This is a genomic window from Flavobacterium cerinum, assembly GCF_024496085.1.
Lineage (GTDB): Bacteria > Bacteroidota > Bacteroidia > Flavobacteriales > Flavobacteriaceae > Flavobacterium > Flavobacterium cerinum_A.
The window spans coordinates 3,004,898-3,030,463 of record NZ_CP101751.1 but is presented as its reverse complement, the minus strand read 5'-3'; the positions used below and the strand labels follow the sequence as shown (position 1 = coordinate 3,030,463).

Here is a 25,566-nt window from a genome sequence, read left to right as displayed (position 1 = left end):
ATTAAACAATTTATTTGGGTTGTTTAACTAAAACCAAGTATTGTGCCAAAAAAAAATAGTTTGGATCGAAAGCAAAAATATAATGTTTTAAAATTTATAAAATACTGTTTTTCAGTGTTTTGTAATTTAAAAAAAAATTAGTCCATAAATTCTTTTTCATCAATATGATGCGTAATAATGGAAATGGCTTTTTGAAGTAGAAGGTTATTCGGATACGTTATTCTTTCACCGTCTTTTGTTTTTAGCAAAGCATGAAAAGTAGTGATATCTTCAATTTCGGCTTCAATTGGGAAATCCTTGTCATGTATCTTGATAATATCACCGATCTTAAACGGAAAAGAAAAAAACAGAATTATCCCGGCCGTAATATTACTCAGAATTGACCATTGTGCAAACATGGCTACACCGATCACGGCAAACATTGAAGAAATAACCAATAAAATATCGTCTGCTTTTACACCCCATATAACGGTTAAGGAAAGGACACTTAAAGCACCGATAAGGATACTGATATATTTGATCACCAGATTGCTACGGCGCTCCATTGTATGGGAAAGCTGGGTAAACCGTCTTACAATTTTAGTAGCCAGATAGCGGATAACGGCAAAAAATAGTAACGTAATTATTGAACTGATGATCTGGGCGGTATACTCATTACTTATCATAATCGAAATGCTTTATCCTACAAAGATAAGCAAATGTTGAAAGACTTTATCTACAGGAAGTCCGACAACATTATTATAGGAACCTTCAATTTTCGCAATAGCAACCAATCCGATCCATTCCTGGATACCGTAAGAGCCGGCTTTGTCAAAAGGAGAATAGTTATCCAGGTAATAACGGATATATTCGTCCGGTAGCGGGTTAAAAGTGACTTTGGTAAACTCGTGAAATGTCTCTCGTTTGGTCGTACTTGTCAGGCAAACTGAAGTAATGACTTCGTGTGTTTTACCGGATAATGATCGCAAAGTTTCAAAAGCATCGTCATAATCTTTCGGTTTTCCTAAAGCTTTACCTTCATGCCATACAATTGTATCACTGGTCACCAGAATATCATTGTCATTTAATTCACCTGCAAAGGCATTCGCTTTTAATTCGGCCAGAAAATCCGTGATTTCTTCAGCTTGTAAAGTATCCGGGTAAATCTCTTCAACGTCCTTTAAGCGGATTTCAAATTCAAGATCCAGTTCTTTAAAGAAATTCTGGCGTCGGGGAGAACCGGACGCCAGAATGATATTATGATTTTTAAAAAGGGTATTAAGCATGATAGTGCATATTAAAAGTAATCACTCCAATAGAAAGAATTCCGAATAGTAATACGAGTTTTAAGACAAGACTTAGATGGTGAAACTCTGCTTTGTTTTTCGCTCCCCAAATCTTGATCAGAAAATAGAGTAGCGGACCGATTACAAAAAGCAGTAAATAAAACAAGACAAATTGTAATCCTAAAAGATTTTGGTTGATGTAATAAAGCAAACTTGCAATCGGGATAAATGCCAGTGCAAAAGCAACTTTAGCGGCACGGGCTTTTCCGATGGCAATAGGTAAGGTATTCATTCCGGCATTATAATCGCCGTCCATATCTTCAATGTCTTTGACAAGCTCTCGGATAAAATTGATCATAAATGCAAAAACGGCGTAATCAAGTAGGATACGAAATAAAACACTTAGTTGTGCCTGATTCGTTTCATTAATTATCGGGTATAAATCAAAGATACCGATTATGATAACGCTAACGGAAAGCAATAAGGCGACAATAATATTTCCGATAAGTAAGCTTTGTTTTAAACTGGTTGCATACAGATATAATGTAGCGGCAATGATGATAAACAAAGCTGAAAAACCGGCTTTTCCGATTAAGTTGGACAAGTAAAACCCGATACCGACACCAATAATGTTGCAACCGATATAGATATTGTACGCAGCTGCTTCCGAAATAAATTTCCCTACAACCAGATTATTCGGTTTTGCAATCCGATCGGTTTCCTGATCCATAATATTATTAATTACAAAACCACCGGCTGCAATACAGATAGTGGCTATTATTAATAATAGATATTGAAAATCCGATAAAGCCGGAATTAATCCGGGTTGCTGTTTTAGAAAACCATAGTGAAATAACAATTGCATCAGCGCAATCATTACCAGATTCTGATAGCGAATTAATTTTAAAAAAGGCATCATATTATAGTACTTCGATTTTAATCGTATTTAGCATCAAAATGTTCCATCCATTTTCCCTGAACTTTCATAACCTGTTCAATCACATCGCGAACAGCACCTTTACCTCCGTTTTTATGGGAGATATAGTTGCAGATTTCTTTGATTTCCGGTGCTGCATCCTGCGGACAGGTTGCCAGGCCTACTAATTTCATAACGTGATAGTCCGGAATATCGTCCCCCATATAAAGTACTTGCTCCGGGTTGATCTTATAAATATCGGTAAACTCGTCAAATGTTTCTACTTTGTTGGGTACGCCAAGATAAATATCGGTTATTCCTAAATTACGAAGTCGGATTCGAACTCCTTCATTACTACCGCCGGAAATAATACAAACCGTATAGCCGTTTTCTACGGCAGCCTTCATAGCATAACCATCGCGGATATTCATATGACGGAGCATTTCTCCGGTTTGGGTTACATGTATTGTACCATCAGTTAAAACGCCATCGACATCAAAAATAAAAGTAGTGATGTCGTTCATTAATTCTTTGTAACTCTTAGTCATTATTTTTTTGTATGGATTCTGTTAGTAGTTGATATATTTCTGTTCGTTCCGGATTATCCTTTAAAAAGGCCAGATGTCTTTCGATTGTTTTTTGATCTCTACGGATTGCCGGTCCGGTTTGAGCGGCTTGCGGAGACAATGTTTTTATTTTATCCGCGGTTTCCTGAATTAACGGAAAAAGGATTTCAAAAGGGATATTGTTTTCCCGACAAATTTCATCACCTATCTGATACAGGTGGTTTACAAAATTACAGGAAAATACAGCTGCTACATGAAGACTTTGTCTTTGTTCGGAACTGATGCGGTAAACTTTATCGGATATAGCATTAGCAACCGCTTCTAATAATTGGTAGTCGGCTTCGTTTTCGCATTCTAAACATAAGGGAACCGTCTTAAAATCGACTGCCTTGGTTTTTGAAAAAGTCTGTAACGGATAAAAGACACCTTTTCTGTTTTGATTACCTAAAACTTCCATACCGGAACTACCTGAGGTATGGACTATTAATTTATTGGTAAAATTTAGTTGTGCGGCGATATCAGAAATAGCATCGTCAGATACGGCAATAATGTATAAATCAGCTTCTTTTAGTCCCGAAAGATCGGAAGTAACTAAGGCTTCCGGAACAAGAGTACTAAGGGTCTCTTTTTTTCGGGCAAAAACCTGTACCAGTTTTACAGTCGCTGTTTTTTGGAAAACAGTAATCAGGTGTTGGGCTACATTACCAGAGCCGATAATAGCGATTTTAATCATAGGGCTAAAATAATAAAAATACTTCTTTTAAACTGCGATGTTGTAGTATTCTTAAAAATATAGAAATATCTCATTTTGTTTCATTTTGGCATTTTTTGATTATTTTCAAACAAAGTTCACATTTTGTGAATATGTTGATATCGTAATTTTACTTATTTTTTGTAGGTTATTTTTAAGATTTGTAAAATTATACTGTATTATATTACAGGTAATTACCGAAATATGTAAGACTTTTTTTAACATTATGTATTTAAATTTAATTTTTTCTTGTGTATTCTCAAAATGTGTAATACTTTTATGGAAGTAAAAATAAAAGTTCACATAATATGTTTTTATGCTTTTTAGAATTTGATTTAAATAGTGTTAAAAAATAATATTTATTGAAGTAAAGAATATCATTTGTATCGAATCTTTTTAGAGGTAAAAGAGGTCTTTTGAGAATGATCTGTTGATCCGGTACAGCAAAAATCCCAAAATTATAGTAATCGCCATTTTGTTTGAATAAGTTTCGATTTAACACTTAGATAAAACAGCATAAATGTAAGATTAAAGGCTTTCCGGCAGCTTTATAAGCTGTCAGGCTACTTATGTATATACTGTAGAATTAACCTAATTTAAAACTATTGCTTATGAATTGGAATTTTACCCTGAAAAAATGTTTTAAAAGGCTCTATCTGCTCTTTTTGGCATTTTTCTTTTTCGTTCATACTAACTCCCATGCCCAGGTGAGTTATATATATGCGAATCAACTGCTCGGGAACAACAGCCATGTAGCTGCGCCGGGTAATGCTGTCTCGGTTAGTACAACCGATTATGCCACACTGGAATCCTACGGAGGTATTGCGATTAACTTAGGTTCGTATACCGGTAGGATAGAATTGGGATTCCCGTCTACTGTACCGGCAGGAACTACAACTTATGTGCGGATTCAAACGGATGCAACGCTTTTAAATACACTCTTAGGAGGTGGTTTGGGAGGAGCATTGGCGAATCTGACCGGAACTATTGCGCTTGGAAACCACTATTTTGAGGTTCGGGCTAAAGAAACCGGAAATGCAACACCGGTATTTACTGCCTCATCTATCAATGGTTTTGCAAATGAAAATGCACGTCTTGTATATGGTGCTAACGGATTTTATTATATCGCAATTACACCAAGTGTCGCTTATAATAGTATTGAAATTGAGGATTACACGAATACGTTGCTTCTGGGAACCATTAATACGTTACGTGTTTATAGTGCGTTCCATTTTTCAGGATCTGATATTTGTAATCCGGCTTTTGCTACTTCATTTGACGGTACCGGAGGAACAGTTGATATTTTAGGAGTAGGAGGAGCAGGAGTAAGTAACCCGAATCTTGCAATAGATAATAGTGATACTACTTTTTCTCAGGTGAGTCAGGGTGTATTGACGGTGGCTGGAACCATTAGTCAAACCATGTATTTTCAAACACCATCAGGAGCAACCGACCAGTTTCATCTGGTATTGCAACTTGACGATCCGTCTTTGCTTAATCTGGGTGTTTCGGATGGAATTAAGATAGAAGCTTTATCAGGAACAAGTGTCGTCTATTCGTCGGGATTAGGATCTTTAGTTAATCTCGATCTCCTCGGGTTACTCAGTTCCGGTGCAAAAACAGATGTTGCATTTAGTCCGGGACAAGCTTTTGACCGGGTTCGGGTAACAATTTCGTCTTTGGTACAACTCAATGTAACCAAAACGGTTAAAATATTTGATGTCTATCGATCACCGGCTAAACCTACAGCAGTAACGGCTAATATGGCTGTCTGTGGTAGTCAATCGGTTGCTTTATCTGCGACAACAGCATCTACAAATGAATTGGTTTGGTTTAATAGTCTGACAGGAGCTTCTGTAGCAGTAACAGCATACAATCAAACGTATTCACCAACGGTAACCGCTACGACTACTTATTATGTGGCTAGCCGTCAAATCGGTTGTGCGAGATTGTCAGAAAGAGTTCCGGTTACGATAACTGTAAACGCACTTCCGATTGCGTCGGATATTACGATTAGTGCGAATGTAAATGCATCCTGTGCGGGAGTGGCTCTTTTAGAACCGACCACGAGTTTAACAGGTGGCGTTTTTAAATATTATACGGATCAGAACAAAACGGAGGAAATTACGAATGGTTTTTCAGGACATCCGGGACTTACCTATGTTAAAAATAATATTCTCGGAACACTAGCCATTAGCGGATTAAATGCTAGCAATACACCGCGGAATTATTATATCGCTGTAGAAGTGAATGGTGCCTGTGAGAATGCAGTAAATACATTAGCTGCTGTACAGGTTGGTTTGGGTGTAAAGACACCTTTAACGGTATCGGCTATAATCTCGGGTTGTGGTTTTGTGAACCTGAGAGATGCGATTACTAATTTTGATACTTCGGGTGCAACAACCTATACATTCTATGATAGTAGTAACAACCCGATTACGGCTACCGCAGCTGCAAATATTACAACAAGCGGAACCTATTATATTGAAGCGTTTAATCCGGCTGATGCTTGTATATCAGATCGTTTGCCTGTAGTGGTAACTGTAAATCCGTTACCGACACTACAAGTAACACCAGCAACATATACGGTTAACCTGGGAGATTCGGTTACGTTACAATCGACTTCAAATGGAACAGTAACCTGGTATAATCAGAGCGGTACTGCTTTAGCATCTAATGTAGCCGGTCCGTTTACTACAGCCGGTTATTATACCTTTACTGCTGTTGCAAATAACGGATTATGTTCGGTTAGCCTTTCTGTTACAGTAAACGTTGTGGATCCGGCGAATTGTCCGGTATTTTTAGATCGTGTTTATGCCGATACACAGACTTCCGGTTCGATTATTACCGGAGGTGTTATGAACGGAACATTAGCGATTGATCGTAATCCACAGACTTTTTCGACCATTACAACCGGATTGGGACTATTAGGAATAGGAACAACCTGGCAAAATATACAATGGAATACAACAATTCCGTCAGGAACTCCGGTAACGGTTAAAGTAGGTTCGGAATATAGTGGTTTAGCGTTATTAGGAGCGGTATCCATTATAGGAACGAAAAGAGACGGATTGGGTAACCCGATTGATATTGGAACTTTACAGCAATTATCGGGAACTTTACTAAACCTTTTACCGGGAGAAAATAATTTCGAATATACATTTGTGCCTTCTAATAATACAGGACCAAAAGCGTATGACGGTATTCGTATTGTAATCGGATCTGTATTAAGTGTTGCGCAAAGTGCCCGAATTTATGAAGCGTATTATCATAAAGTTGCTGATCCGGTAGTTTGTCAGCCGGGCGATGTGGAAGATGTATTCTATGGTAATATTGACTTAGGAATCGGTGCTTTAACCAGTACGGTTGGAGTTACCAATGCCTGGAATGCAGTTGATAATAATCATGCAACATTTGCAACAATGACTACTGGTGTTGGTGTTCTTGCTGCTTCGGAGTTAACGGTAAAATTCAGATCACCGTCTCAGGAAAACGATGTTGTTAAAGTGCGTATTTCCAGACCGAGCACGATATTAAATCTGGGACTTATAGCTGGTTTTAGCATTCAGCGTTATATGGGGAATAACCCTGTAGGGCCGCTTTTGGATGGTAACGGAAGCTTACTGACATTACAATTGTTAAACGGAGGAACGGAAGCATTGCTGATTTCCAATGCACAATCACCGGTTTTTGATCGCGTTCGTATCCGATTTGGTGGTGTAGCCAGTGTATTAAATGGTTTACAAGTTCACTCGGTAACCAGAGAAGCTGCCGTTGATGTTGTCGGTAGCGGTGGTGATCGTATTATTGAAGTGTGTTACGGCGATGTGGTCAGTATTGCCCCGATTGACTGTACAACTTTTAACTGGTATGATGCAGAAACCGGAGGTAATCTGATAACCAGCGGAACTTCCTATACGATTCCGTATAGTTTAGCTGTGGGGACCCATGTGTATTACCTGCAACCGGTGAGAAGCGGATGTGAAGTTTTAGACAGAACACCAATTACGATAACGGTTCGTCCGACTTCACCGCAAACATCCGTTACCGGGATCTTAATTAATTCTGCAACGAATACTACAATTTGTAGTCCGACAGGAGCAGTTTCATTAACGGCACAATTAAACAGTACACCGGCTGTAACAAACCCGGTTTATTACTGGTATAGTTTTGACGGAACCAATCAGACTGTAATAAGCGGACAATCAACAGCTACATTAGCGTTGACAGGGTTAGCACCGGGAACCTATACGTATTATGTAGGTGTTAGTTCCGATCAGTTTTGTGCCACTTTACCGGCTGAAAGAAGATCGGTTACTTTTACAATATTGCCTTCATCTATAGCAACCGATATTACAGTAAGCGATGTGCAGGCTTGTTTGGTTAATCCGGCTCCGGTAACGATTCAACCTACAACAACGTTAACAAATCCGGTATTTACCTGGTATTTTACAAATGATGTCACCCAACCGATTACAAACGGAACAGTAAGCGGGGTAACGTACAGTATTGCTGCAAACGGAACATTAACGATTAGCGGCTTAACGACAACAAATAGTCCGTATACTTATTATGTAGCGGTTACAAGCGAAACAACTTGTCAAAATCTTCCGGGAACGTTACAGGATGTTGTTGTAAGAATGAGCGATGCACCAACGCCAACAACGAATGATACAACTCAGGACTTCTGTGTGGTAAATAATCCGACTGTAGCTTCGATTCAGGTAAATGAAACCGGAGTGATCTGGTATAATGCACCAACCGGCGGAACTGTTGTAACAGGAACTACACCATTAGTAACCGGAACGTATTACGGAGTTTTGGTTGATGCCGTTTCAGGTTGTGAAAGTTCAGTACGTTTAGCGGTTGCGGTACAGGTTAACGATGCACCAACGCCAACAACAAATGATACGACTCAGGATTTCTGTCAGTCAACAAATCCGACAGTAGCGTCTATTCAGGTAAATGAAACCGGAGTGATCTGGTACAATGCGCCAACCGGAGGAACTGTTGTAACAGGAACTACACCATTAGTAACCGGAACGTATTACGGCGTTTTAGTGGATGCGACTTCCGGTTGTGAAAGTTCAGTACGTTTAGCGGTTGCGGTACAGATTAATGATGCACCGACGCCAACAACAAATGATACGACTCAGGATTTCTGTCAGTCCACAAATCCGACTGTAGCGTCTATTCAGGTAAATGAAACCGGAGTGATCTGGTACAATGCACCAACCGGTGGAACTGTAGTTGCTTCAACTACACCATTAGTAACCGGAACGTATTACGGTGTTTTAGTGGATGCGACATCCGGTTGTGAAAGCTCAGTACGTTTAGCGGTTGCGGTACAGGTTAATGACGCACCGACACCAACTACAAATGATACGACTCAGGACTTCTGTCAGTCAACAAATCCGACTGTAGCGTCTATTCAGGTAAATGAAACCGGAGTGATCTGGTACAATGCACCAACCGGTGGAACTGTAGTTGCTTCAACTACACCATTAGTAACCGGAACGTATTACGGTGTTTTAGTGGATGCGACATCCGGTTGTGAAAGCTCAGTACGTTTAGCGGTTGCGGTACAGATTAATGATGCACCGACGCCAACAACAAATGATACGACTCAGGATTTCTGTCAGTCCACAAATCCGACTGTAGCGTCTATTCAGGTAAATGAAACCGGAGTGATCTGGTATAATGCGCCAACCGGCGGAACCGTTGTTACTTCAACGACACCATTAGTAACCGGAACGTATTACGGTGTTTTAGTGGATGCGACATCCGGTTGTGAAAGTTCGGTTCGTTTAGCGGTAGCGGTACAGGTTAATGACGCACCGACACCAACTACAAATGATACAACTCAGGATTTCTGTCAGTCAACAAATCCGACAGTAGCTTCCATTCAGGTAAATGAAACCGGCGTGATCTGGTATAATGCGCCAACCGGTGGAACTGTTGTTGCTTCAACGACACCATTAGTAACCGGAACGTATTACGGTGTTTTAGTGGATGCGACATCCGGTTGTGAAAGTTCGGTTCGTTTAGCGGTAGCGGTACAGGTTAATGACGCACCGACACCAACTACAAATGATACAACTCAGGATTTCTGTCAGTCAACAAATCCGACAGTAGCTTCCATTCAGGTAAATGAAACCGGCGTGATCTGGTATAATGCGCCAACCGGCGGAACAGTTGTTACTTCAACAACACCGTTAGTAACCGGAACGTATTACGGTGTTTTAGTGGATGCGACATCAGGTTGTGAAAGTTCAGTACGTTTAGCGGTTGCTGTTCAGATTAATGATGCACCAACGCCAACTACGAATGATACGACTCAGGATTTCTGTCAGTCAACAAATCCGACAGTAGCTTCGATTCAGGTAAATGAAACCGGAGTGATCTGGTACAATGCACCAACCGGAGGAACAGTTGTTACTTCAACAACACCTTTGGTAACCGGAACGTATTACGGCGTTTTAGTGGATCCGATATCAGGTTGTGAAAGTTCAGTACGTTTAGCGGTTGCGGTACAAGTTAACGATGCACCGACACCAACTACAAATGATACGACTCAGGATTTCTGTCAGTCAACAAATCCGACAGTAGCTTCCATTCAGGTAAATGAAACCGGCGTGATCTGGTATAATGCGCCAACCGGCGGCACCGTTGTTACTTCAACAACACCGTTAGTAACCGGAACGTATTACGGTGTTTTAGTGGATGCGACATCAGGTTGTGAAAGTTCAGTACGTTTAGCGGTTGCGGTACAGGTTAATGATGCACCGACACCAACTACAAATGATACGACTCAGGATTTTTGTCAGTCAACAAATCCGACGGTAGCGTCTATTCAGGTAAATGAAACCGGCGTGATCTGGTACAATGCGCTAACCGGCGGAACAGTTGTTACTTCAACAACACCGTTAGTAACCGGAACGTATTACGGTGTTTTAGTGGATGCGACATCAGGTTGTGAAAGTTCAGTACGTTTAGCGGTTGCTGTTCAGATTAATGATGCACCAACGCCAACTACGAATGATACGACTCAGGATTTCTGTCAGTCAACAAATCCGACAGTAGCTTCGATTCAGGTAAATGAAACCGGAGTGATCTGGTACAATGCACCAACCGGAGGAACAGTTGTTACTTCAACAACACCTTTGGTAACCGGAACGTATTACGGCGTTTTAGTGGATCCGACATCAGGTTGTGAAAGTTCAGTACGTTTAGCGGTTGCGGTACAAGTTAACGATGCACCGACACCAACTACAAATGATACGACTCAGGATTTCTGTCAGTCCACAAATCCGACAGTAGCTTCGATTCAGGTAAATGAAACCGGAGTGATCTGGTACAATGCACCAACCGGCGGAACAGTTGTTACTTCAACAACACCGTTAGTAACCGGAACGTATTACGGTGTTTTAGTGGATGCGACATCAGGTTGTGAAAGTTCAGTACGTTTAGCGGTTGCGGTACAGGTTAATGATGCACCGACACCAACTACAAATGATACGACTCAGGATTTTTGTCAGTCAACAAATCCGACGGTAGCGTCTATTCAGGTAAATGAAACCGGAGTGATCTGGTACAATGCGCCAACAGGTGGAACTGTAGTTACTTCAACAACACCATTAGTAAGCGGAACAACGTATTACGGAGCATTGGTTGATGCGGCTTCGGGTTGTGAAAGTTCAGTACGTTTAGCGGTTTCGGTACAAGTTAACGATGCACCGACGCCAACAACAAATGATACAACTCAGGACTTCTGTAAATCAACAAATCCGACGGTAGCGTCTATTCAGGTAAATGAAACCGGAGTGATCTGGTATAATGCGCCAACCGGAGGTACTGTTGTGTCGGGAACTACACCATTAGTAACCGGAACGTATTACGGCGTTTTAGTGGATGCGGCTTCAGGTTGTGAAAGTTCAGTACGTTTAGCGGTTGCAGTACAGGTTAATGACGCACCGACGCCAACAACGAATGATACCACTCAGGATTTCTGTCAAACAGCAAATCCGACTGTAGCGTCTATTCAGGTAAATGAAACGGGAGTGATCTGGTACAGTACGCCAACCGGAGGTACGGCAATAGCAGCATCTACACCGTTAACAGCGGGGACGTATTATGGTGTGCTGGTGGATCCGACAACAGGTTGTGAAAGTTCGGTTCGTTTGGCTGTAACAGTACAGTTCTTTAATGGAACACAAGCAACAATTAGCGGAGGTTCGCCAACAGCTTGTATTCAGGATCAGGTTACCTATACAACCAACACCGGAATGTCAAACTATGTTTGGGTAGTAACCGGCGGCGGACAAATTGTGAATGGCGGTACTGCAACCGACAATACTATAACGGTATTGTGGAATCAGATAGGAGCAAACACAGTTAATGTGTCCTATAGCGATGCAAACGGATGTAGTACAAGCAATTCTGCGGCAATGAACCTGAATGTGATCAACTGTTCTGATATTACGATTACCAAAACTGTAGATAATCCGACTCCGTTTATTGATGATAACGTAGTCTTTACGATTACAGTAACCAATACCGGTCAGGCACAGTTCCAGAATATTATTGTTAACGAGGCGATTCCAAGTGGTTACGGATTTGTGAGTATGGTGGTTTCTAACGGTACTTATAATAACAATACCGGTATCTGGACCATTCCGACGCTAAACGCAAACGGAGTAGCAACGTTACAGCTTACAGTAAAAGTATTATTCTCAGGTGATTATTTAAATACAGCAACAATAGCGAGTTCCGAACCGACAGATGTTGATGTAGACAATAATACCGCAAGTGCTTCGGTTGAACCGAAATGTTTAGTGGTTTACAATGAGTTTACACCAAATGAAGACGGAGCGAATGATGTATTCACAATCAAATGTGCAGAACATTTTCCGAACAATACATTAGAAGTATACAACCGTTACGGTAATCTGGTTTATAAAACCCGATACTACCAAAACGACTGGAAAGGTATTTCAAATGTAAACGGAACATTCGACGGAACCGTTTTACCAACAGGAACATATTACTATGTTTTTGATACGGGAGACAATTCAAGTACTGTTAAAACCGGATGGGTTTATATCATGAGATAATCATGATATAACCTTTCCAAAGTTTTTTATCACTTAAATAGTATACATATGAGAATCAATATAAAACTACTGGCCTTATGTTTTTTAGGAGGAGCATTTTTACTACCGCAAAAAGCAAAGGCACAACAAAATCCGGAATATACGCAGTACATGTATAATACCATTACAATTAATCCCGGATATACAGGATCACCCGGAGTATTGGAAGCAAATTTACTGCTACGATCGCAATGGGTAGGAATTGAAGGAGCACCGAGAACCGGAACATTGGGAGTTCATTCACCGATATCCGATAAAATCGGTTTGGGATTGAACGTAATTGCGGATAAAATCGGTCCTTCTACCGAAACATCAGCTTCGGGTAATTTTTCGTACACGCTTAACTTCGGATATAAAACAAAACTGGCTTTCGGATTAAAAGCGGGAGCCCGGGTTTTAAATGTCGATTGGTCTAAAGGGCGATATTTGGACGGTAATGATGTGTTGTTAAATAATAATATATCGAATAAAATCATGCCGTTAATCGGAGCCGGTGTCTATCTCTACGGTGAAAAATGGTATGTAGGCGGTTCCGTTCCGAATTTTATCAAACAAGATTATTATGATGATATTCAGGAATCGGTGATGGCAGATAAACTACATTACTATCTTATCGCGGGTTATGTGTTTGATGTGACCGATGGTCTGAAGTTCAAACCATCCGCGATGTTAAAAGCAGTTAGCGGAGCACCGTTGGCTGCCGATCTTTCCGCTAATTTCCTGATTCAGGAAAGAGTGACACTGGGAGCATCCTACCGTTGGGACGACTCAGTAAGTGCGATGGCCGGATTGCAGTTTCTGGATAATTTCTTTATCGGTTATGCATTCGATTATTCGACTACTAAGTTGAATAAATACAACGATGGTACGCATGAAATTATTCTGCGTTTCCAACTGCCGCCAAAATCATCAGCAATTAAATCACCTCGATTTTTCTAATACCGAAGTATATGAAGAAAATACTATTTTTCAGCCTGTTATTTTGTATCCATTTTACATATGCGCAGCAAAAATTAAAGGATGCCGACAAACTGTTTAACGGAATGTCCTATATCGAAGCAGCAAAAGCATATGAAGAATATCTGGAGAAAGAACCGAATCCGTCGATACAAACATTAATGAACGTCGGGGATACCTATTATTACCTGAACGATATGCGAAAAGCGCTCACCTGGTATAAGAAACTATATACGGTTCAGGGACAAAATCTGAATGAAGTCTATATGTTACGTTATACGCAGGCATTACGCGGCGTTCGGGATTATGAAGACGCGAATAAGATTACCAAAGAGTATCTGAAAGGAAAGGGAAATCAGGATATGATTGCTAGTTTTAACGCCCAGCAGAAATATAATGACAGTTTGTCAAAAAAGCCGTCGTTATATAAAGTGATGCCTTTGGAAATTAACACGTCTTATTCCGATTTCGGATGTACGTTCTACGGGAATCAGCTGGTATATTCGTCCAGTAAAAAAGGAGGTAAGTTGATCAAAAGGCTTTATTCCTGGAACGAACAGCCCTTTTTGTCCTTTTATGTAGCAGATCGAAATGCGTCCACCGGTGCTTTGTTTAATGAAAAACCGTTTTATGAGGAAATCAATTCCAATTATCACGATGCAACGTTAACGTTTACGCCGGATTTAAAAACGATTTATTTTACGACAAATGCGACCAAAAAGAATAAAAACAAATTGAAAAATGATAAGGAAGGGGTAAATAACTTCCAGATCATGCGCGGTACGATTGAAAACGGAAAAGTGATCAATATCGAAAAAATGTTTTTTAACAGCTATGAATACAGTGTTGGTCATCCGGCATTAAGCCCGGATGGGAAATGGTTGTTTTTTGTGTCGGATATGCCGGGAGGATACGGAGAAACGGATATTTACGTAGCGGAAGTTTTTGCTGACGGAAGTATTAATACACCGCAAAATCTGGGACCGAAAATCAATACGATCGGACGTGAAATGTTCCCGTATTACGACAAGGGAATGCTGTATTTTTCATCAGACGGGCATTATGGTTTAGGTGGTTTGGATGTTTATGAAAGTAAGCATTTCGGAAAACTGGATTTTGACGAACCGAAAAATCTAGGTGAACCGATCAATAGTAATAAAGATGATTTCTCTTATATTGTTGATCCGGAAATGAAATACGGTTATTTTTCATCCAATCGCGATGGCGGTAAAGGTGATGACGATATTTATTTCTTTACCAAGTCAAAAGCGGAATGTAATCAGTTTGTGTCTGGTGTTGTTTTAAATGCCAAAACAAAATTGCCAATTGCCGGTGCAGCGATAAAAGTGTACGATTCTTTCGGTGATTTTAAAATGGAAACGACTTCCGGAGACGATGGAAAATACCAGATTACAATTCCGTGTGGTGCGACTTATAAATTTGAAGCTTCAAAAGACGGATTTGCGAATCAGAACAAACCGGTTGTCGCAACAAATAAAAATGAAGCAAAACTTTCGGTTGATTTCGAATTGGCCAAACTGGAAGATTTTACGGTTAAAGACGGTAAAAACGAAAAAATCGATATTAATCCTATTTATTTTGATTACAACAAATGGGATATTACACCGCAAGCCGTTACAGAATTGGATCGTGTGGTTTATGTAATGCGAACATTTCCGAAAGTAAAAATCAAAATTGAGTCGCATACCGATTCGAGAGGTACGGATTCGTATAATTTGAAATTGTCTGACAATCGTGCCAAAGCGACACAACGTTATATTATCGAAAACGGAATTGATCCGGAACGAATATTAAGTGCTATAGGTTACGGGGAAACCCGACCGAAAAACAAATGTCGTAACGGAGTAAAATGTACGGAAGAAGAATATGCCGTTAATCGTCGTTCCGACTTTATTATTGTCGAAAAATAAAAGACAACGGATAAAAACAAAAAGGAGTTCCAGGCGGAACTCCTTTTTTAATTAAAGATATCAAGAACACCTTTTATTTTCCAAATCTCATCTATTTTGTCTTTCTTGATCTCGTTTCTTCCGGAAAAGATGGACTCTTTTCTGGATATTAAGTTTAAAATTGATTCGTCGGTTTCATTTTGTGCCACTTTCGACATATATAACCCTTTTTCTTTGCTGATAATAACAGCATATGAGTTACTGGCAATATCAAAAGCACTGGCTTCTTCACAAATTACAAATGTATTCTCTTTGATATCCGGTTCCATTTCAGAAGTATTTACCTGAAATACCATTGAGCGTTTTTGTTGTAAAAAAGGGATATTGATCGTAGGAATATCACTTCTTTCAAGGTTTAACTCACCGGTAGTATACTGAAAAAGCATTTCTTTCGTAATAATCGGTGTAATTTTTTTCTTGAAGCTGAAGTTCTCATTTCCTAGAAATATCTCATTCAGATCAATGTTAGCTTTGTTACATTGTGCGATAATGGATTCATAATCGAGTGTATTACGCTTTTTCCAACTGGAGATGGTGTTCGGCTTAATATTCAGTAACTCGGCTAGTTGTGCATCAGTTTTTATTTTAAAGACCTTTTTAACACGCGTTAAAATACTTTTCGCGGTTTGTATGTTTCCCTCTTGCATTGTCAGGTTCTATATAATTATCAATTTATTAACTGTTCCTAAACTTTTTTCGTCAAAAAATATGCCATGATCGTCTGTTAAATAACTTTTTTATAATCAAAGCCGGTTTTTTTAGAATTGTTTGTAAAATGAAATTAGTTACTTATATAATAAATTTTGAATTTCAATTACGGTTTATCCGTAATTTTTACAACAGAACAAAAATAATTACTTTTTTGGTTTTTAGGAACATAATTTTCACAATTATTTACTAAAAATCGCGAAGAGGGATTTTTTATAAGAAAAATATGTAAAATAATACCATTCCTTTACATTTTATCTTAAAGGAATGGTATAGAAAGAATGAGAGTACGGATTAACGTAAGCGTTCAATGAGAATAATGGAGCGATACGAGGTGCCGGATTTTCCGGTAATCGTATAAGGAATGCTTCCATCGTTCTGAACGGAAAAATATAATGGGGTAGATGCGGCAGTAAGAGTAACGAAATCATTGAAAATACAATCGTTTTTAACTAAATCGGCAGCAATACCAAGGCTTAATAGCCCGGTGGCATTAAAGTTGGAGTATTGTCGGGAATATTCGGTGCCGTTTACATAAAAGCGGAAATTAAGGTTGTTAGTTGTAGAAAGACTTAATAAACCACTGCTTCCGTTGGTGTAAGAAGCTTTTAATGTGATCTTGTAGGTGCCCGGTGGTAAATTGATAAAATCTTTGTCGGTTGCTGAATTGCCGCCTTCGGTAAAAGAACTTCCGGTAACAGTATTGATAAAGTTGCTGCTTCCCATTTCGGTTGCATCATTATTATCTTTAAACCGAATGGCTTTCTCTGTATTGTCATATGTAGCGGTATTAAGTCCGATTCGGATTAATTGACCGGCTACGTTTTCAACTTCGGATAAGCCGACTTCGTTATTCGCATCGCGAACCATAAAAAAGGTTTTGGTGGAAGTAGTTTTTGTAGCAAGATTTTCAAATTTTATATAGTCATTATTTGCGTTTACTTCCAGTCGTTTGGTAGGGTTGGTTTTTCCTATTCCGACATTTCCGGCTGCTGTAACCCGAAGACGCTCGAGATTGTTGGTCCCGACAACAAAATCGGTGTTGTCTTTTGTGCCGAGATAATCGCCGTTAAGCGCAACGCCAATGGCAGAAGTGGAAGGTGAAGTTGCTTCATTACCGTAATAATTCCAACCGGAAACATAATTCCATCGGGTCTTATTCCAGAAATAAAAACCATCCGGTTGCGGGTCATTATTATCGGTATCGTCAAGGTAGATTAATAGACCGGTTGCTGTAGGGGATGAGGCCGGGAAATTATTAACTCTCGGAATTAGTATTCCGTCAGTGTTTCTTGGGGTTACACTATTTGAAATACTAATATCCAGACTGGATTGCGGATTTGAAGTTCCGATACCAATCTGTGAATAGGTGTTGACGCAGGTTAATGTGAGGGCAAAAAGGATAGGATATTTCATATTCTACAAAATTTTAAAGTGGGTAATATGATCCTTGAAAAAACGGTTTAATTCATTTTATTTCTTAAAATGTGAATTTATCCTACTAATTTAAAGAAAAAAAACAATTCAAAAAGTAGATTAATTAACTTTTCTATTCTCAAAATGAGATTTTTTTGTGAAAATATTCCGGCAGCTTTTTTTAGGACACTTGAGGTCAGCTGTGAAATATGCTTTATTTTGAAAATAATTTCCTGTTTTTTATTTTATATTTGTTTATCTAATTTGAATAATGTGAGCCAAATCAATAAGCTTAAAATCCTGAATGATCCTATATATGGTTTTATAACCATTCCTAATACTTTAATTTACGACCTGATTCAGCATCCTTATTTTCAGCGTTTGCGTCGCATTTCGCAGATGGGGATGTCTTACCTGGTTTATCCCGGAGCGCATCATACCCGTTTTCATCATGCGTTAGGCTGTATGCATATCATGCAAAAAGCGGTACAGGTACTGCGCTTTAAAGGGGTTGCAATTTCCGAAGAGGAAGAAACGGCGTTGTATATTGCGATTTTATTGCACGATATCGGACACGGGCCATTTTCTCATGCGATGGAACACAGTATTGTGGAAGATGTGCATCATGAGGAGATTTCAATGTTGTTTATGAATCGTCTGAATGAAGAATTTGAAGGAAAACTAAGTTTGGCAATTCAGGTGTTTAAAGGAGATTATCACCGTCAGTTTATGTTGCAGTTGATTTCGAGTCAGTTGGACATGGATCGCTTGGATTATTTGAAAAGGGATAGTTTTTATAGCGGAGTAGCCGAAGGAAATATTAATTCCGAACGACTGATCCAGATGATGAATGTAGAAAATGATCTCTTGGTAATCGAAGAAAAGGGGATTTATTCTGTAGAGAAATTTTTAGGCGCCCGCCGATTGATGTATTGGCAGGCTTATTTGCATAAGACCAGTGTCGTTGCGGAACTGATTCTGACCAAGATTTTAAAAAGAGCAAAAGAACTCGCTCAAAAAGATCAGGTGCCGGAATGTAGCAAACCGTTGCAGTTTTTTATGATACATAAAATAACACTGGAAAATTTTGATAATACTATATTAGATAAGTTTGCGCAACTGGACGATTTTGACATTATGAGTGCCATTAAAGCCTGGCAGTTTCACGATGATTTTGTATTGTCTTCTTTAAGTAAGATGATTATCAACCGCGACTTGCTTAAAATTCGAATGGTGTCAGAAAAAGTAGAGAGTTCGGAAGTGGAAGTGTTGAAAAAGAAGTGGTTGGCTTTACATCCGATGACGGAAAAAGAAGCCGATTATTTTGTCTTTAAAGGGAAAATCAAAAACCAGGCTTACAATAAAGCAGGGGAACCGATTCGTATCCTAAAAAAGGATAGAACCGTTGAAGATGTTGTGGAAGCATCCGATCAGATGAACTTGAAAGCCCTGTCTAAACCGGTTACCAAATATTATATCTGTTTTCCAAAAGTGCTTTTAGGAAGTTTAGATTAAATTAAATTTTATATTTTTGTCGGGATGAAATTTACAGCTGAACAAATTGCAGGTATTTTAGAAGGAGTAGTTGTTGGGAATCCCACTGCCGAAGTCTATAAATTAGCAAAAATAGAAGAAGGTACAGAGGGATCGTTAACTTTTTTGGCCAATCCGAAATATCTGAATCATATATATACCACTCAGGCAACGATAACAATCGTTAATACTACTTTTGAGCCGGAACAGGAACTTTCTACAACACTTATTAAAGTAGAAGATGCCTATAAATCATTTTCTAAATTATTGGAATACTATAATCAGGTGAAGCTGATGAAGTCCGGAATTGAGCAACCGTCGGTTATTGCTGAGAATGTGACGTATGGTGAAAACCTGTATCTGGGAAGCTTCTGTTATATAGGAGCTAATGTAAAAATAGGTAATAACGTAAAAATATATCCGAATAGCTTTGTCGGTGATAATGTAATAATCGGAGACGATACGATATTATTTGCCGGTGTACGGGTGTATTCTGAAACGGAAATCGGTAAAAAGTGTGTGATCCATTCCGGATCGATTATCGGTTCTGACGGTTTTGGTTTTGTACCCAATGAAGAAGGAGTTTATAATAAAGTACCGCAAATCGGAAACGTTATAATTGAAGATAATGTAGATATCGGGGCTTGTACCACAATCGACCGTGCCACATTAGGTTCAACAATTATCAGAAAAGGAGTAAAACTGGATAATCAGATCCAGATTGCACATAATGTGGAAATCGGTGAGAATACCGTCATCGCATCACAAACCGGAGTAGCGGGATCAACCAAGATTGGTAAAAACTGTATGATTGGCGGACAAGTTGGTATCGTTGGTCATATCACAATCGGGAATAACGTTAAAATTCAGGCGCAGTCCGGCGTTGGTCGTAATGTAAAAGATGCCGAAACCATTCAGGGAAGTCCGGCGTTTAATTACAGTGACTATAGCAAATCGTATGTCATCTTTAAAAATTTACCGAAGATTGTAAAAGATATAGAAGACATAAAAAAAGAGAAACAGCAATAAAATAAAATCAAAATAAGCCATGGTTAAGCAAACAACCATTAAGAACGAAATTTCATTAAAAGGAGTAGGACTGCATACCGGTCAGGAAGTTACAATGACCTTTAAGCCGGCCCCTGTAAATAATGGTTACACCTTTGTACGTGTAGACTTAGAAGGACAACCGATCATTGAAGCGGATGCCAACTATGTTATAAACACGCAAAGAGGAACCAATCTGGAAAAGAAAGGCGTTAAAATTCAAACGTCAGAACACGTATTGGCCGCATTGGTAGGATGTGATATCGATAACGTTATTATTGAATTAGATGCGTCAGAACCGCCAATTATGGATGGTTCATCCAAATATTTTGTTGAAGCAATCGAAAAAGCAGGTGTTGAAGAGCAGAATGCAGAACGAAATGTATATGTGGTAAAAGAAGTAATTTCTTATACAGATGAAGTAACCGGTAGCGAAATTATCGTTATGCCGGCTGATGAGTATCAGGTAACAACAATGGTTGATTTCGGAACTAAAGTTTTAGGAACGCAAAATGCAACCATGAAATCAATCAATGAGTTTAAAACAGAAATTGCAGATTGTAGAACATTTAGTTTTCTACACGAACTGGAAAGTCTTTTAGAACACGGATTGATTAAAGGTGGTGACCTGAATAATGCTATTGTTTATGTAGATAAAGAGATCTCACAAGAAACAATGGAGCGATTAAAAGTAGCGTTCGGAAAAGAAAAAATCTCGGTAAAACCAAACGGGATTTTAGATAACCTGACGTTGCATTACCCGAATGAAGCCGCACGACACAAATTATTGGATGTGATCGGTGATTTGGCTTTAATCGGAACCCGAATCAAAGGGAAAGTTATCGCAAACAAACCGGGACACTTTGTAAACACGCAATTCGCTAAAAAAATGTCTAAAATTATAAAAACAGAACAACGCAATCAGGTTCCGGTATATGATCTTCATAAAGAACCGTTAATGGATGTAACAAAGATTATGTCGATGTTGCCACACCGTCCGCCGTTCTTGTTGGTAGACCGTATATTGGAAATGTCGGATTCACATGTGGTAGGATTGAAAAATGTAACCATGAACGAAGATTTCTTCGTAGGACATTTTCCCGGAGCACCAGTAATGCCGGGCGTATTAATCGTGGAAGCGATGGCGCAAACCGGAGGTATTCTTATTTTGAGTTCCGTACCGGATCCGGAGAATTACCTGACCTACTTTATGAAAATTGATAATGTAAAATTCAAAAATAAAGTATTACCGGGCGATACTCTGGTATTTAAATTAGACCTGTTGTCACCAATTCGAAGAGGAATCTGCCATATGCAGGCAAGTGCCTATTCGAATGGTAAATTAGTCACTGAAGCCGAATTGATGGCGCAAATCGTGAGAAAGAACTAAACAAGCAAAGTATGAATCAACCCTTAGCATACGTACACCCGGGCGCAAAGATTGCGAAAAATGTGGTGATTGAACCTTTTACAACGATCCATAATAATGTTGAGATAGGGGAAGGGACTTGGATAGGTTCCAATGTAACCATTATGGAAGGTGCCCGAATCGGTAAAAACTGTAATATTTTCCCCGGATCCGTTATTTCTGCGGTACCTCAGGATTTAAAATTCGGAGGTGAAGACTCTTTAGCATTAATCGGAGATAACACTACTGTTCGAGAATGTGTTACGATTAATAGAGGTACGGTAGCATCCGGAGTTACTAAAATAGGTAAAAACTGTCTGATCATGGCAGCAGCGCATATCGCTCACGATTGTCATATCGGAGATAATGTAATTATCGTAAACGGTGTACTTTTAGGAGGTCACGTAACGGTTGGCGACTTTGCAATCATCGGAGGTCTGTCAGCTGTTCACCAGTTTATCAATATCGGAGAGCACGCTATGATTTCAGGAGGTTCCCTGTTGCGTAAAGATGTTCCTCCGTTTACAAAAGCGGCAAAAGAACCGTTATCTTACGTGGGAATTAATTCCGTTGGATTGAGAAGAAGAGGTTTTTCAACTGAAAAAATCAGAGAAATACAGGATATTTACAGAATTTTATATCAGAAAAACTACAATACAACTCAGGCTTTAAGTATAATTGAAGCAGAAATGGAAGCAACACCGGAGCGCGATGAAATTATCCTGTTTATCCGAAATTCCTCAAGAGGAGTAATGAAAGGATATACCGGTATATATTAATAAGTAAGCAAACAGATTTTTAAATAAAATAAACAAATAAAAATGGCGAGTACAGCTGATATTAGAAACGGACTATGTATCAAGTTCAATAATGATATTTATAAAATTGTTGAATTTTTACACGTAAAACCAGGAAAAGGACCTGCATTTGTAAGAACGAAATTGAAAAGTGTAACCAATGGTAAAGTATTGGACAATACATTTTCGGCAGGACATAAAATTGAAGTGGTTCGGGTAGAAACACATAAATTCCAGTTTTTATATGCGGAAGGAAATGATTTTCACTTTATGAATGTTGAAACGTATGAACAAATCGCATTAAATAAAGACATTCTGGATGCTCCGGATTTATTAAAAGAAGGTGAAAACGTAATGGTTCAGATCAATACAGAAACTGATTTGCCATTATCAGTTGATATGCCGGCTTCTGTTGTTTTAGAAGTAACTTATGCAGAACCGGGAGTTAAAGGAAATACCGCTACAAATGCTACTAAACCGGCAAAAGTAGAAACGGGTGCTTCTATTAACGTTCCTTTGTTTATCAACGAAGGTGACAAAATTAAAATTGATACCGCTACCGGATCCTATATGGAACGAGTAAAAGAATAATAATTTATCTTCATTGGGCAATAGTTTTATTGCCCAATTTTATCTTAAGCTTATTATGAAGTTTACAAAAGCATATACTTTAAGTGAAATCGCTGCAATAATCGATTGTAAATATATAGGTGATGCCGATTTTCCGGTTTTGGGAATGAACGAGATCCATGTAGTTGAACCGGGTGATATTGTTTTTGTAGATCACCCGAAATACTACGATAAAGCATTACAATCGGCGGCAACCATTGTTCTGATTAATAAAGAAGTCGATTGCCCGGAAGGGAAAGCTTTACTATTATCAGATGATCCGTTCCGTGATTTTAATAAATTATCCCGTCACTTTAAACCGTTTCGCGCAACGAATGCTGCTATTTCAGATACTGCAATTATTGGTGAAGGAACAATTATCCAACCCAATTGTTTTATCGGAAATAATGTAGTAATCGGTAAAAACTGTCTGATTCATCCGAATGTTACTTTATACGATGACACAGTTATCGGCGATAATGTTATTATTCATGCCGGAAGTATTTTAGGAGCTGATGCATTTTACTATAAAAAACGTCCGGAAGGTTTTGATCAGTTGGTTTCCTGCGGTCGCGTAGTAATCGAGAGCAATGTCGGAATCGGTGCTTTGTGCACTATTGACAGAGGGGTTACCGGTGATACGACTATTCGTGAAGGTGCTAAAATTGATAATCAGGTGCATATCGGACATGATACCGTAATCGGTAAAAAATGTCTTATAGCGGCACAAACCGGAATTGCCGGATGTGTGATTATTGAAGATGAAGTAACACTTTGGGGACAAGTTGGGACAACAAGTGGTATTACGATTGGAGAAAAAGCAGTCGTATTGGCACAATCCGGAGTTTCAAAATCGTTAGAAGGAGGAAAAGTCTATTTCGGTTATCCGGCTGAAGAGTCAAGGGAAAAATTGAAACAGTTGGCTTATGTGAAAAAAATACCGCAAATTCTAACACAAATTAATAAAAATGAGTAAAGAACTGGTTAAAGCATTTTATCAATCGAATGGTCCTTTAAATAAAACTTTAATGGAAGATTTTTTGCATGATGAAATCAGCTTTAACTGGCATAGTTCCAAAGGTTTTTTACAACTTGATAAACAGGATTTACTGGAACTGGCAACAGAATTAAGTAAATCGTATATCGCTTCAAGGATTGAAATCAGTCATATTTTGGAAGAAAATCATCTGGTATCAGTGAATTACACCCATTATGTATCGCCAATTGAAAATCCCAATGAAGAACTCGTTTTAGCCCATTTTATGGTTATCTGTGAACTAAAGGATAACAGGCTTTATAAGGTTTATCAGATGAGCCAGTTGAGTTAGACGAAAAAAATAAAAAATAGCCGATAAAAGTTTGAAAAAACTTTCTTCGATTACGTTCAAAACCCTATTTTTGCAACACAGTTTTTAAAAATAATATAAAAAAAATATCATGAGTGTTTTAGTAAATAAAGATTCTAAAATAATTGTTCAAGGATTTACAGGTAGTGAAGGAACATTCCATGCTACACAAATGATTGAATATGGAAGTAATGTTGTAGGTGGTGTTACTCCGGGTAAAGGAGGTACAACGCATTTAGATCGTCCGGTTTTCAACACGGTTAAAGATGCAGTAGACCAGGCCGGTGCTGATACAACAATTATTTTCGTTCCGCCGGCTTTTGCAGCGGATGCAATTATGGAAGCTGCTGATGCGGGTATTAAAGTAATTATTACAATTACTGAAGGTATTCCGGTTGCAGATATGATCAAAGCTTATGATTATATTAAACACAGAGACTGTCGTTTGGTAGGGCCTAACTGTCCGGGAGTTATCACTCCGGGTGAAGCTAAAGTAGGTATCATGCCAGGATTTGTTTTCAAAAAAGGAACTGTTGGTATCGTTTCTAAATCAGGTACATTAACTTATGAAGCAGCTGATCAGGTTGTAAAACAAGGTCTAGGTATCACAACTGCTATTGGAATTGGTGGTGACCCGATCATCGGAACAACAACTAAAGAAGCAGTAGAATTATTAATGAACGATCCTGAAACAGAATGTATCATCATGATCGGTGAAATCGGCGGACAATTAGAAGCTGATGCAGCACGTTGGATCAAAGCGGACGGTAACCGTAAACCGGTAATCGGATTTATCGCTGGTGAAACAGCTCCGAAAGGAAGAACAATGGGACACGCCGGTGCTATCGTTGGTGGTGCTGATGATACAGCTGAAGCTAAAAAACGTATCATGAGAGAAAACGGTATTCACGTAGTTGATTCTCCTGCTGAAATCGGTAAAAAAGTAAAAGAAGTATTAGGATAATTAATTCCGAATCATCATAAATATTAAAGCTGCCTTACAAAGTCAGCTTTTTTTATTAAACCTGACGGCCTTTACTAGATTGCTAATAAACCTACATAAACCTGACAGGTCTTTACTAGATTGCTAATAAACCTGTCAGGTTTTTGATTTCGCATTGCTGA

General features: G+C 38.9%; 18 protein-coding genes. 11 read left to right on the top strand and 7 right to left on the bottom strand.

Translation table 11 applies throughout. The features are described 5' to 3' along the window. Nucleotides 1–137: 137 nt before the first annotated feature. The 5 genes from NOX80_RS13550 to NOX80_RS13530 are packed head-to-tail and all read right to left on the bottom strand — an operon-like array spanning nucleotide 138 to nucleotide 3,480. Entirely contained in the window at nucleotides 138–665 is a 528-nt protein-coding gene (locus NOX80_RS13550; protein ID WP_256550329.1) for a mechanosensitive ion channel domain-containing protein, read from the bottom strand. 12 nt (nucleotides 666–677) lie between these two features. Continuing rightward, nucleotides 678–1,265 (bottom strand): Maf-like protein, encoded by a 588-nt coding sequence (locus NOX80_RS13545; RefSeq protein ID WP_256550328.1) that lies wholly within the window; start codon nucleotides 1,263–1,265, stop codon nucleotides 678–680. Next, nucleotides 1,258–2,184 (bottom strand): geranylgeranylglycerol-phosphate geranylgeranyltransferase, encoded by a 927-nt coding sequence (locus tag NOX80_RS13540; RefSeq protein WP_371926047.1) that lies wholly within the window; start codon nucleotides 2,182–2,184, stop codon nucleotides 1,258–1,260. Before NOX80_RS13540 ends, NOX80_RS13545 begins: the two co-directional genes overlap by 8 nt. 17 nt (nucleotides 2,185–2,201) lie before the next feature. Beyond that, on the bottom strand, nucleotides 2,202–2,729 hold the full coding sequence (locus NOX80_RS13535; RefSeq protein WP_256550327.1) for a KdsC family phosphatase: 528 nt from the start codon (nucleotides 2,727–2,729) through the stop codon (nucleotides 2,202–2,204). Then, the gene (locus NOX80_RS13530; protein WP_256550326.1) at nucleotides 2,722–3,480 is read right to left on the bottom strand and encodes a Rossmann-like and DUF2520 domain-containing protein; all 759 of its coding nucleotides are present in this window, start codon (nucleotides 3,478–3,480) and stop codon (nucleotides 2,722–2,724) included. Before NOX80_RS13530 ends, NOX80_RS13535 begins: the two co-directional genes overlap by 8 nt. Before the next feature lie 629 nt (nucleotides 3,481–4,109). On the opposite strand from NOX80_RS13530, the gene NOX80_RS13525 reads away from it, so the two are divergent. The 3 genes from NOX80_RS13525 to NOX80_RS13515 are packed head-to-tail and all read left to right on the top strand — an operon-like array spanning nucleotide 4,110 to nucleotide 15,538. Further along, nucleotides 4,110–12,611: an Ig-like domain-containing protein gene (locus NOX80_RS13525; RefSeq protein ID WP_256550325.1), complete on the top strand. Its 8,502-nt coding sequence runs from the start codon at nucleotides 4,110–4,112 to the stop codon at nucleotides 12,609–12,611. 48 nt (nucleotides 12,612–12,659) lie between these two features. Then, on the top strand, nucleotides 12,660–13,589 hold the full coding sequence (locus tag NOX80_RS13520; protein ID WP_256550324.1) for a PorP/SprF family type IX secretion system membrane protein: 930 nt from the start codon (nucleotides 12,660–12,662) through the stop codon (nucleotides 13,587–13,589). An 11-nt stretch (nucleotides 13,590–13,600) separates the two neighbouring features. Then, the gene (locus NOX80_RS13515) at nucleotides 13,601–15,538 is read left to right on the top strand and encodes an OmpA family protein (RefSeq protein WP_256550323.1); all 1,938 of its coding nucleotides are present in this window, start codon (nucleotides 13,601–13,603) and stop codon (nucleotides 15,536–15,538) included. Nucleotides 15,539–15,585: 47 nt separating this feature from the next. Here the strand turns inward: NOX80_RS13515 and NOX80_RS13510 are convergent, their stop codons facing one another. Together NOX80_RS13510 and NOX80_RS13505 are read right to left on the bottom strand one after the other, a co-directional pair. Then, nucleotides 15,586–16,224 (bottom strand): helix-turn-helix domain-containing protein, encoded by a 639-nt coding sequence (locus tag NOX80_RS13510; RefSeq protein ID WP_256550322.1) that lies wholly within the window; start codon nucleotides 16,222–16,224, stop codon nucleotides 15,586–15,588. 355 nt (nucleotides 16,225–16,579) lie between these two features. Further along, nucleotides 16,580–17,701: a hypothetical protein gene (locus NOX80_RS13505; RefSeq protein ID WP_256550321.1), complete on the bottom strand. Its 1,122-nt coding sequence runs from the start codon at nucleotides 17,699–17,701 to the stop codon at nucleotides 16,580–16,582. 273 nt (nucleotides 17,702–17,974) lie between these two features. On the opposite strand from NOX80_RS13505, the gene NOX80_RS13500 reads away from it, so the two are divergent. The 8 genes from NOX80_RS13500 (at nucleotide 17,975) to sucD (ending at nucleotide 25,405) form a co-directional block, all read left to right on the top strand. Then, a complete protein-coding gene (locus tag NOX80_RS13500) occupies nucleotides 17,975–19,216 on the top strand; it encodes an HD domain-containing protein (protein ID WP_256550320.1) in 1,242 nt (413 codons plus the stop codon). Between the two features lie 24 nt (nucleotides 19,217–19,240). Continuing rightward, a complete protein-coding gene (lpxD, locus tag NOX80_RS13495; RefSeq protein ID WP_256550319.1) occupies nucleotides 19,241–20,263 on the top strand; it encodes a UDP-3-O-(3-hydroxymyristoyl)glucosamine N-acyltransferase in 1,023 nt (340 codons plus the stop codon). Nucleotides 20,264–20,282: 19 nt separating this feature from the next. Next, complete coding sequence (locus NOX80_RS13490; protein WP_256550318.1) at nucleotides 20,283–21,671, top strand: bifunctional UDP-3-O-[3-hydroxymyristoyl] N-acetylglucosamine deacetylase/3-hydroxyacyl-ACP dehydratase; 1,389 nt, start codon at nucleotides 20,283–20,285, stop codon at nucleotides 21,669–21,671. An 11-nt stretch (nucleotides 21,672–21,682) separates the two neighbouring features. Beyond that, entirely contained in the window at nucleotides 21,683–22,468 is a 786-nt protein-coding gene (gene lpxA / locus NOX80_RS13485) for an acyl-ACP--UDP-N-acetylglucosamine O-acyltransferase (RefSeq protein WP_256550317.1), read from the top strand. Nucleotides 22,469–22,510: 42 nt separating this feature from the next. Then, complete coding sequence (gene efp, locus NOX80_RS13480) at nucleotides 22,511–23,077, top strand: elongation factor P (protein WP_256550316.1); 567 nt, start codon at nucleotides 22,511–22,513, stop codon at nucleotides 23,075–23,077. Between the two features lie 55 nt (nucleotides 23,078–23,132). Beyond that, nucleotides 23,133–24,071, top strand: a complete 939-nt coding sequence (locus tag NOX80_RS13475; RefSeq protein ID WP_256550315.1) for a UDP-3-O-(3-hydroxymyristoyl)glucosamine N-acyltransferase — start codon at nucleotides 23,133–23,135, stop codon at nucleotides 24,069–24,071. Continuing rightward, nucleotides 24,064–24,423, top strand: coding sequence for a nuclear transport factor 2 family protein (locus NOX80_RS13470; RefSeq protein ID WP_256550314.1), 360 nt, complete (start codon nucleotides 24,064–24,066; stop codon nucleotides 24,421–24,423). The genes NOX80_RS13475 and NOX80_RS13470 overlap by 8 nt, the downstream gene beginning before the upstream one ends. Nucleotides 24,424–24,532: 109 nt before the next feature. Then, complete coding sequence (gene sucD, locus NOX80_RS13465; protein WP_136401399.1) at nucleotides 24,533–25,405, top strand: succinate--CoA ligase subunit alpha; 873 nt, start codon at nucleotides 24,533–24,535, stop codon at nucleotides 25,403–25,405. Nucleotides 25,406–25,566: the final 161 nt, after the last annotated feature.

What these genes read in the sequence shown, in the direction of transcription:
- NOX80_RS13550 (WP_256550329.1), bottom strand. Translation starts at nt 665, where the DNA reads ATGATAAGTAATGAGTATACCGCCCAGATCATCAGTTCAATAATTACG.
- NOX80_RS13545 (WP_256550328.1), bottom strand. Translation starts at nt 1,265, where the DNA reads ATGCTTAATACCCTTTTTAAAAATCATAATATCATTCTGGCGTCCGGT.
- NOX80_RS13540 (WP_371926047.1), bottom strand. Translation starts at nt 2,184, where the DNA reads ATGATGCCTTTTTTAAAATTAATTCGCTATCAGAATCTGGTAATGATT.
- NOX80_RS13535 (WP_256550327.1), bottom strand. Translation starts at nt 2,729, where the DNA reads ATGACTAAGAGTTACAAAGAATTAATGAACGACATCACTACTTTTATT.
- NOX80_RS13530 (WP_256550326.1), bottom strand. Translation starts at nt 3,480, where the DNA reads ATGATTAAAATCGCTATTATCGGCTCTGGTAATGTAGCCCAACACCTG.
- NOX80_RS13525 (WP_256550325.1), top strand. Translation starts at nt 4,110, where the DNA reads ATGAATTGGAATTTTACCCTGAAAAAATGTTTTAAAAGGCTCTATCTG.
- NOX80_RS13520 (WP_256550324.1), top strand. Translation starts at nt 12,660, where the DNA reads ATGAGAATCAATATAAAACTACTGGCCTTATGTTTTTTAGGAGGAGCA.
- NOX80_RS13515 (WP_256550323.1), top strand. Translation starts at nt 13,601, where the DNA reads ATGAAGAAAATACTATTTTTCAGCCTGTTATTTTGTATCCATTTTACA.
- NOX80_RS13510 (WP_256550322.1), bottom strand. Translation starts at nt 16,224, where the DNA reads ATGCAAGAGGGAAACATACAAACCGCGAAAAGTATTTTAACGCGTGTT.
- NOX80_RS13505 (WP_256550321.1), bottom strand. Translation starts at nt 17,701, where the DNA reads ATGAAATATCCTATCCTTTTTGCCCTCACATTAACCTGCGTCAACACC.
- lpxD (WP_256550319.1), top strand. Translation starts at nt 19,241, where the DNA reads ATGAAATTTACAGCTGAACAAATTGCAGGTATTTTAGAAGGAGTAGTT.
- NOX80_RS13490 (WP_256550318.1), top strand. Translation starts at nt 20,283, where the DNA reads ATGGTTAAGCAAACAACCATTAAGAACGAAATTTCATTAAAAGGAGTA.
- lpxA (WP_256550317.1), top strand. Translation starts at nt 21,683, where the DNA reads ATGAATCAACCCTTAGCATACGTACACCCGGGCGCAAAGATTGCGAAA.
- efp (WP_256550316.1), top strand. Translation starts at nt 22,511, where the DNA reads ATGGCGAGTACAGCTGATATTAGAAACGGACTATGTATCAAGTTCAAT.
- NOX80_RS13475 (WP_256550315.1), top strand. Translation starts at nt 23,133, where the DNA reads ATGAAGTTTACAAAAGCATATACTTTAAGTGAAATCGCTGCAATAATC.
- NOX80_RS13470 (WP_256550314.1), top strand. Translation starts at nt 24,064, where the DNA reads ATGAGTAAAGAACTGGTTAAAGCATTTTATCAATCGAATGGTCCTTTA.
- sucD (WP_136401399.1), top strand. Translation starts at nt 24,533, where the DNA reads ATGAGTGTTTTAGTAAATAAAGATTCTAAAATAATTGTTCAAGGATTT.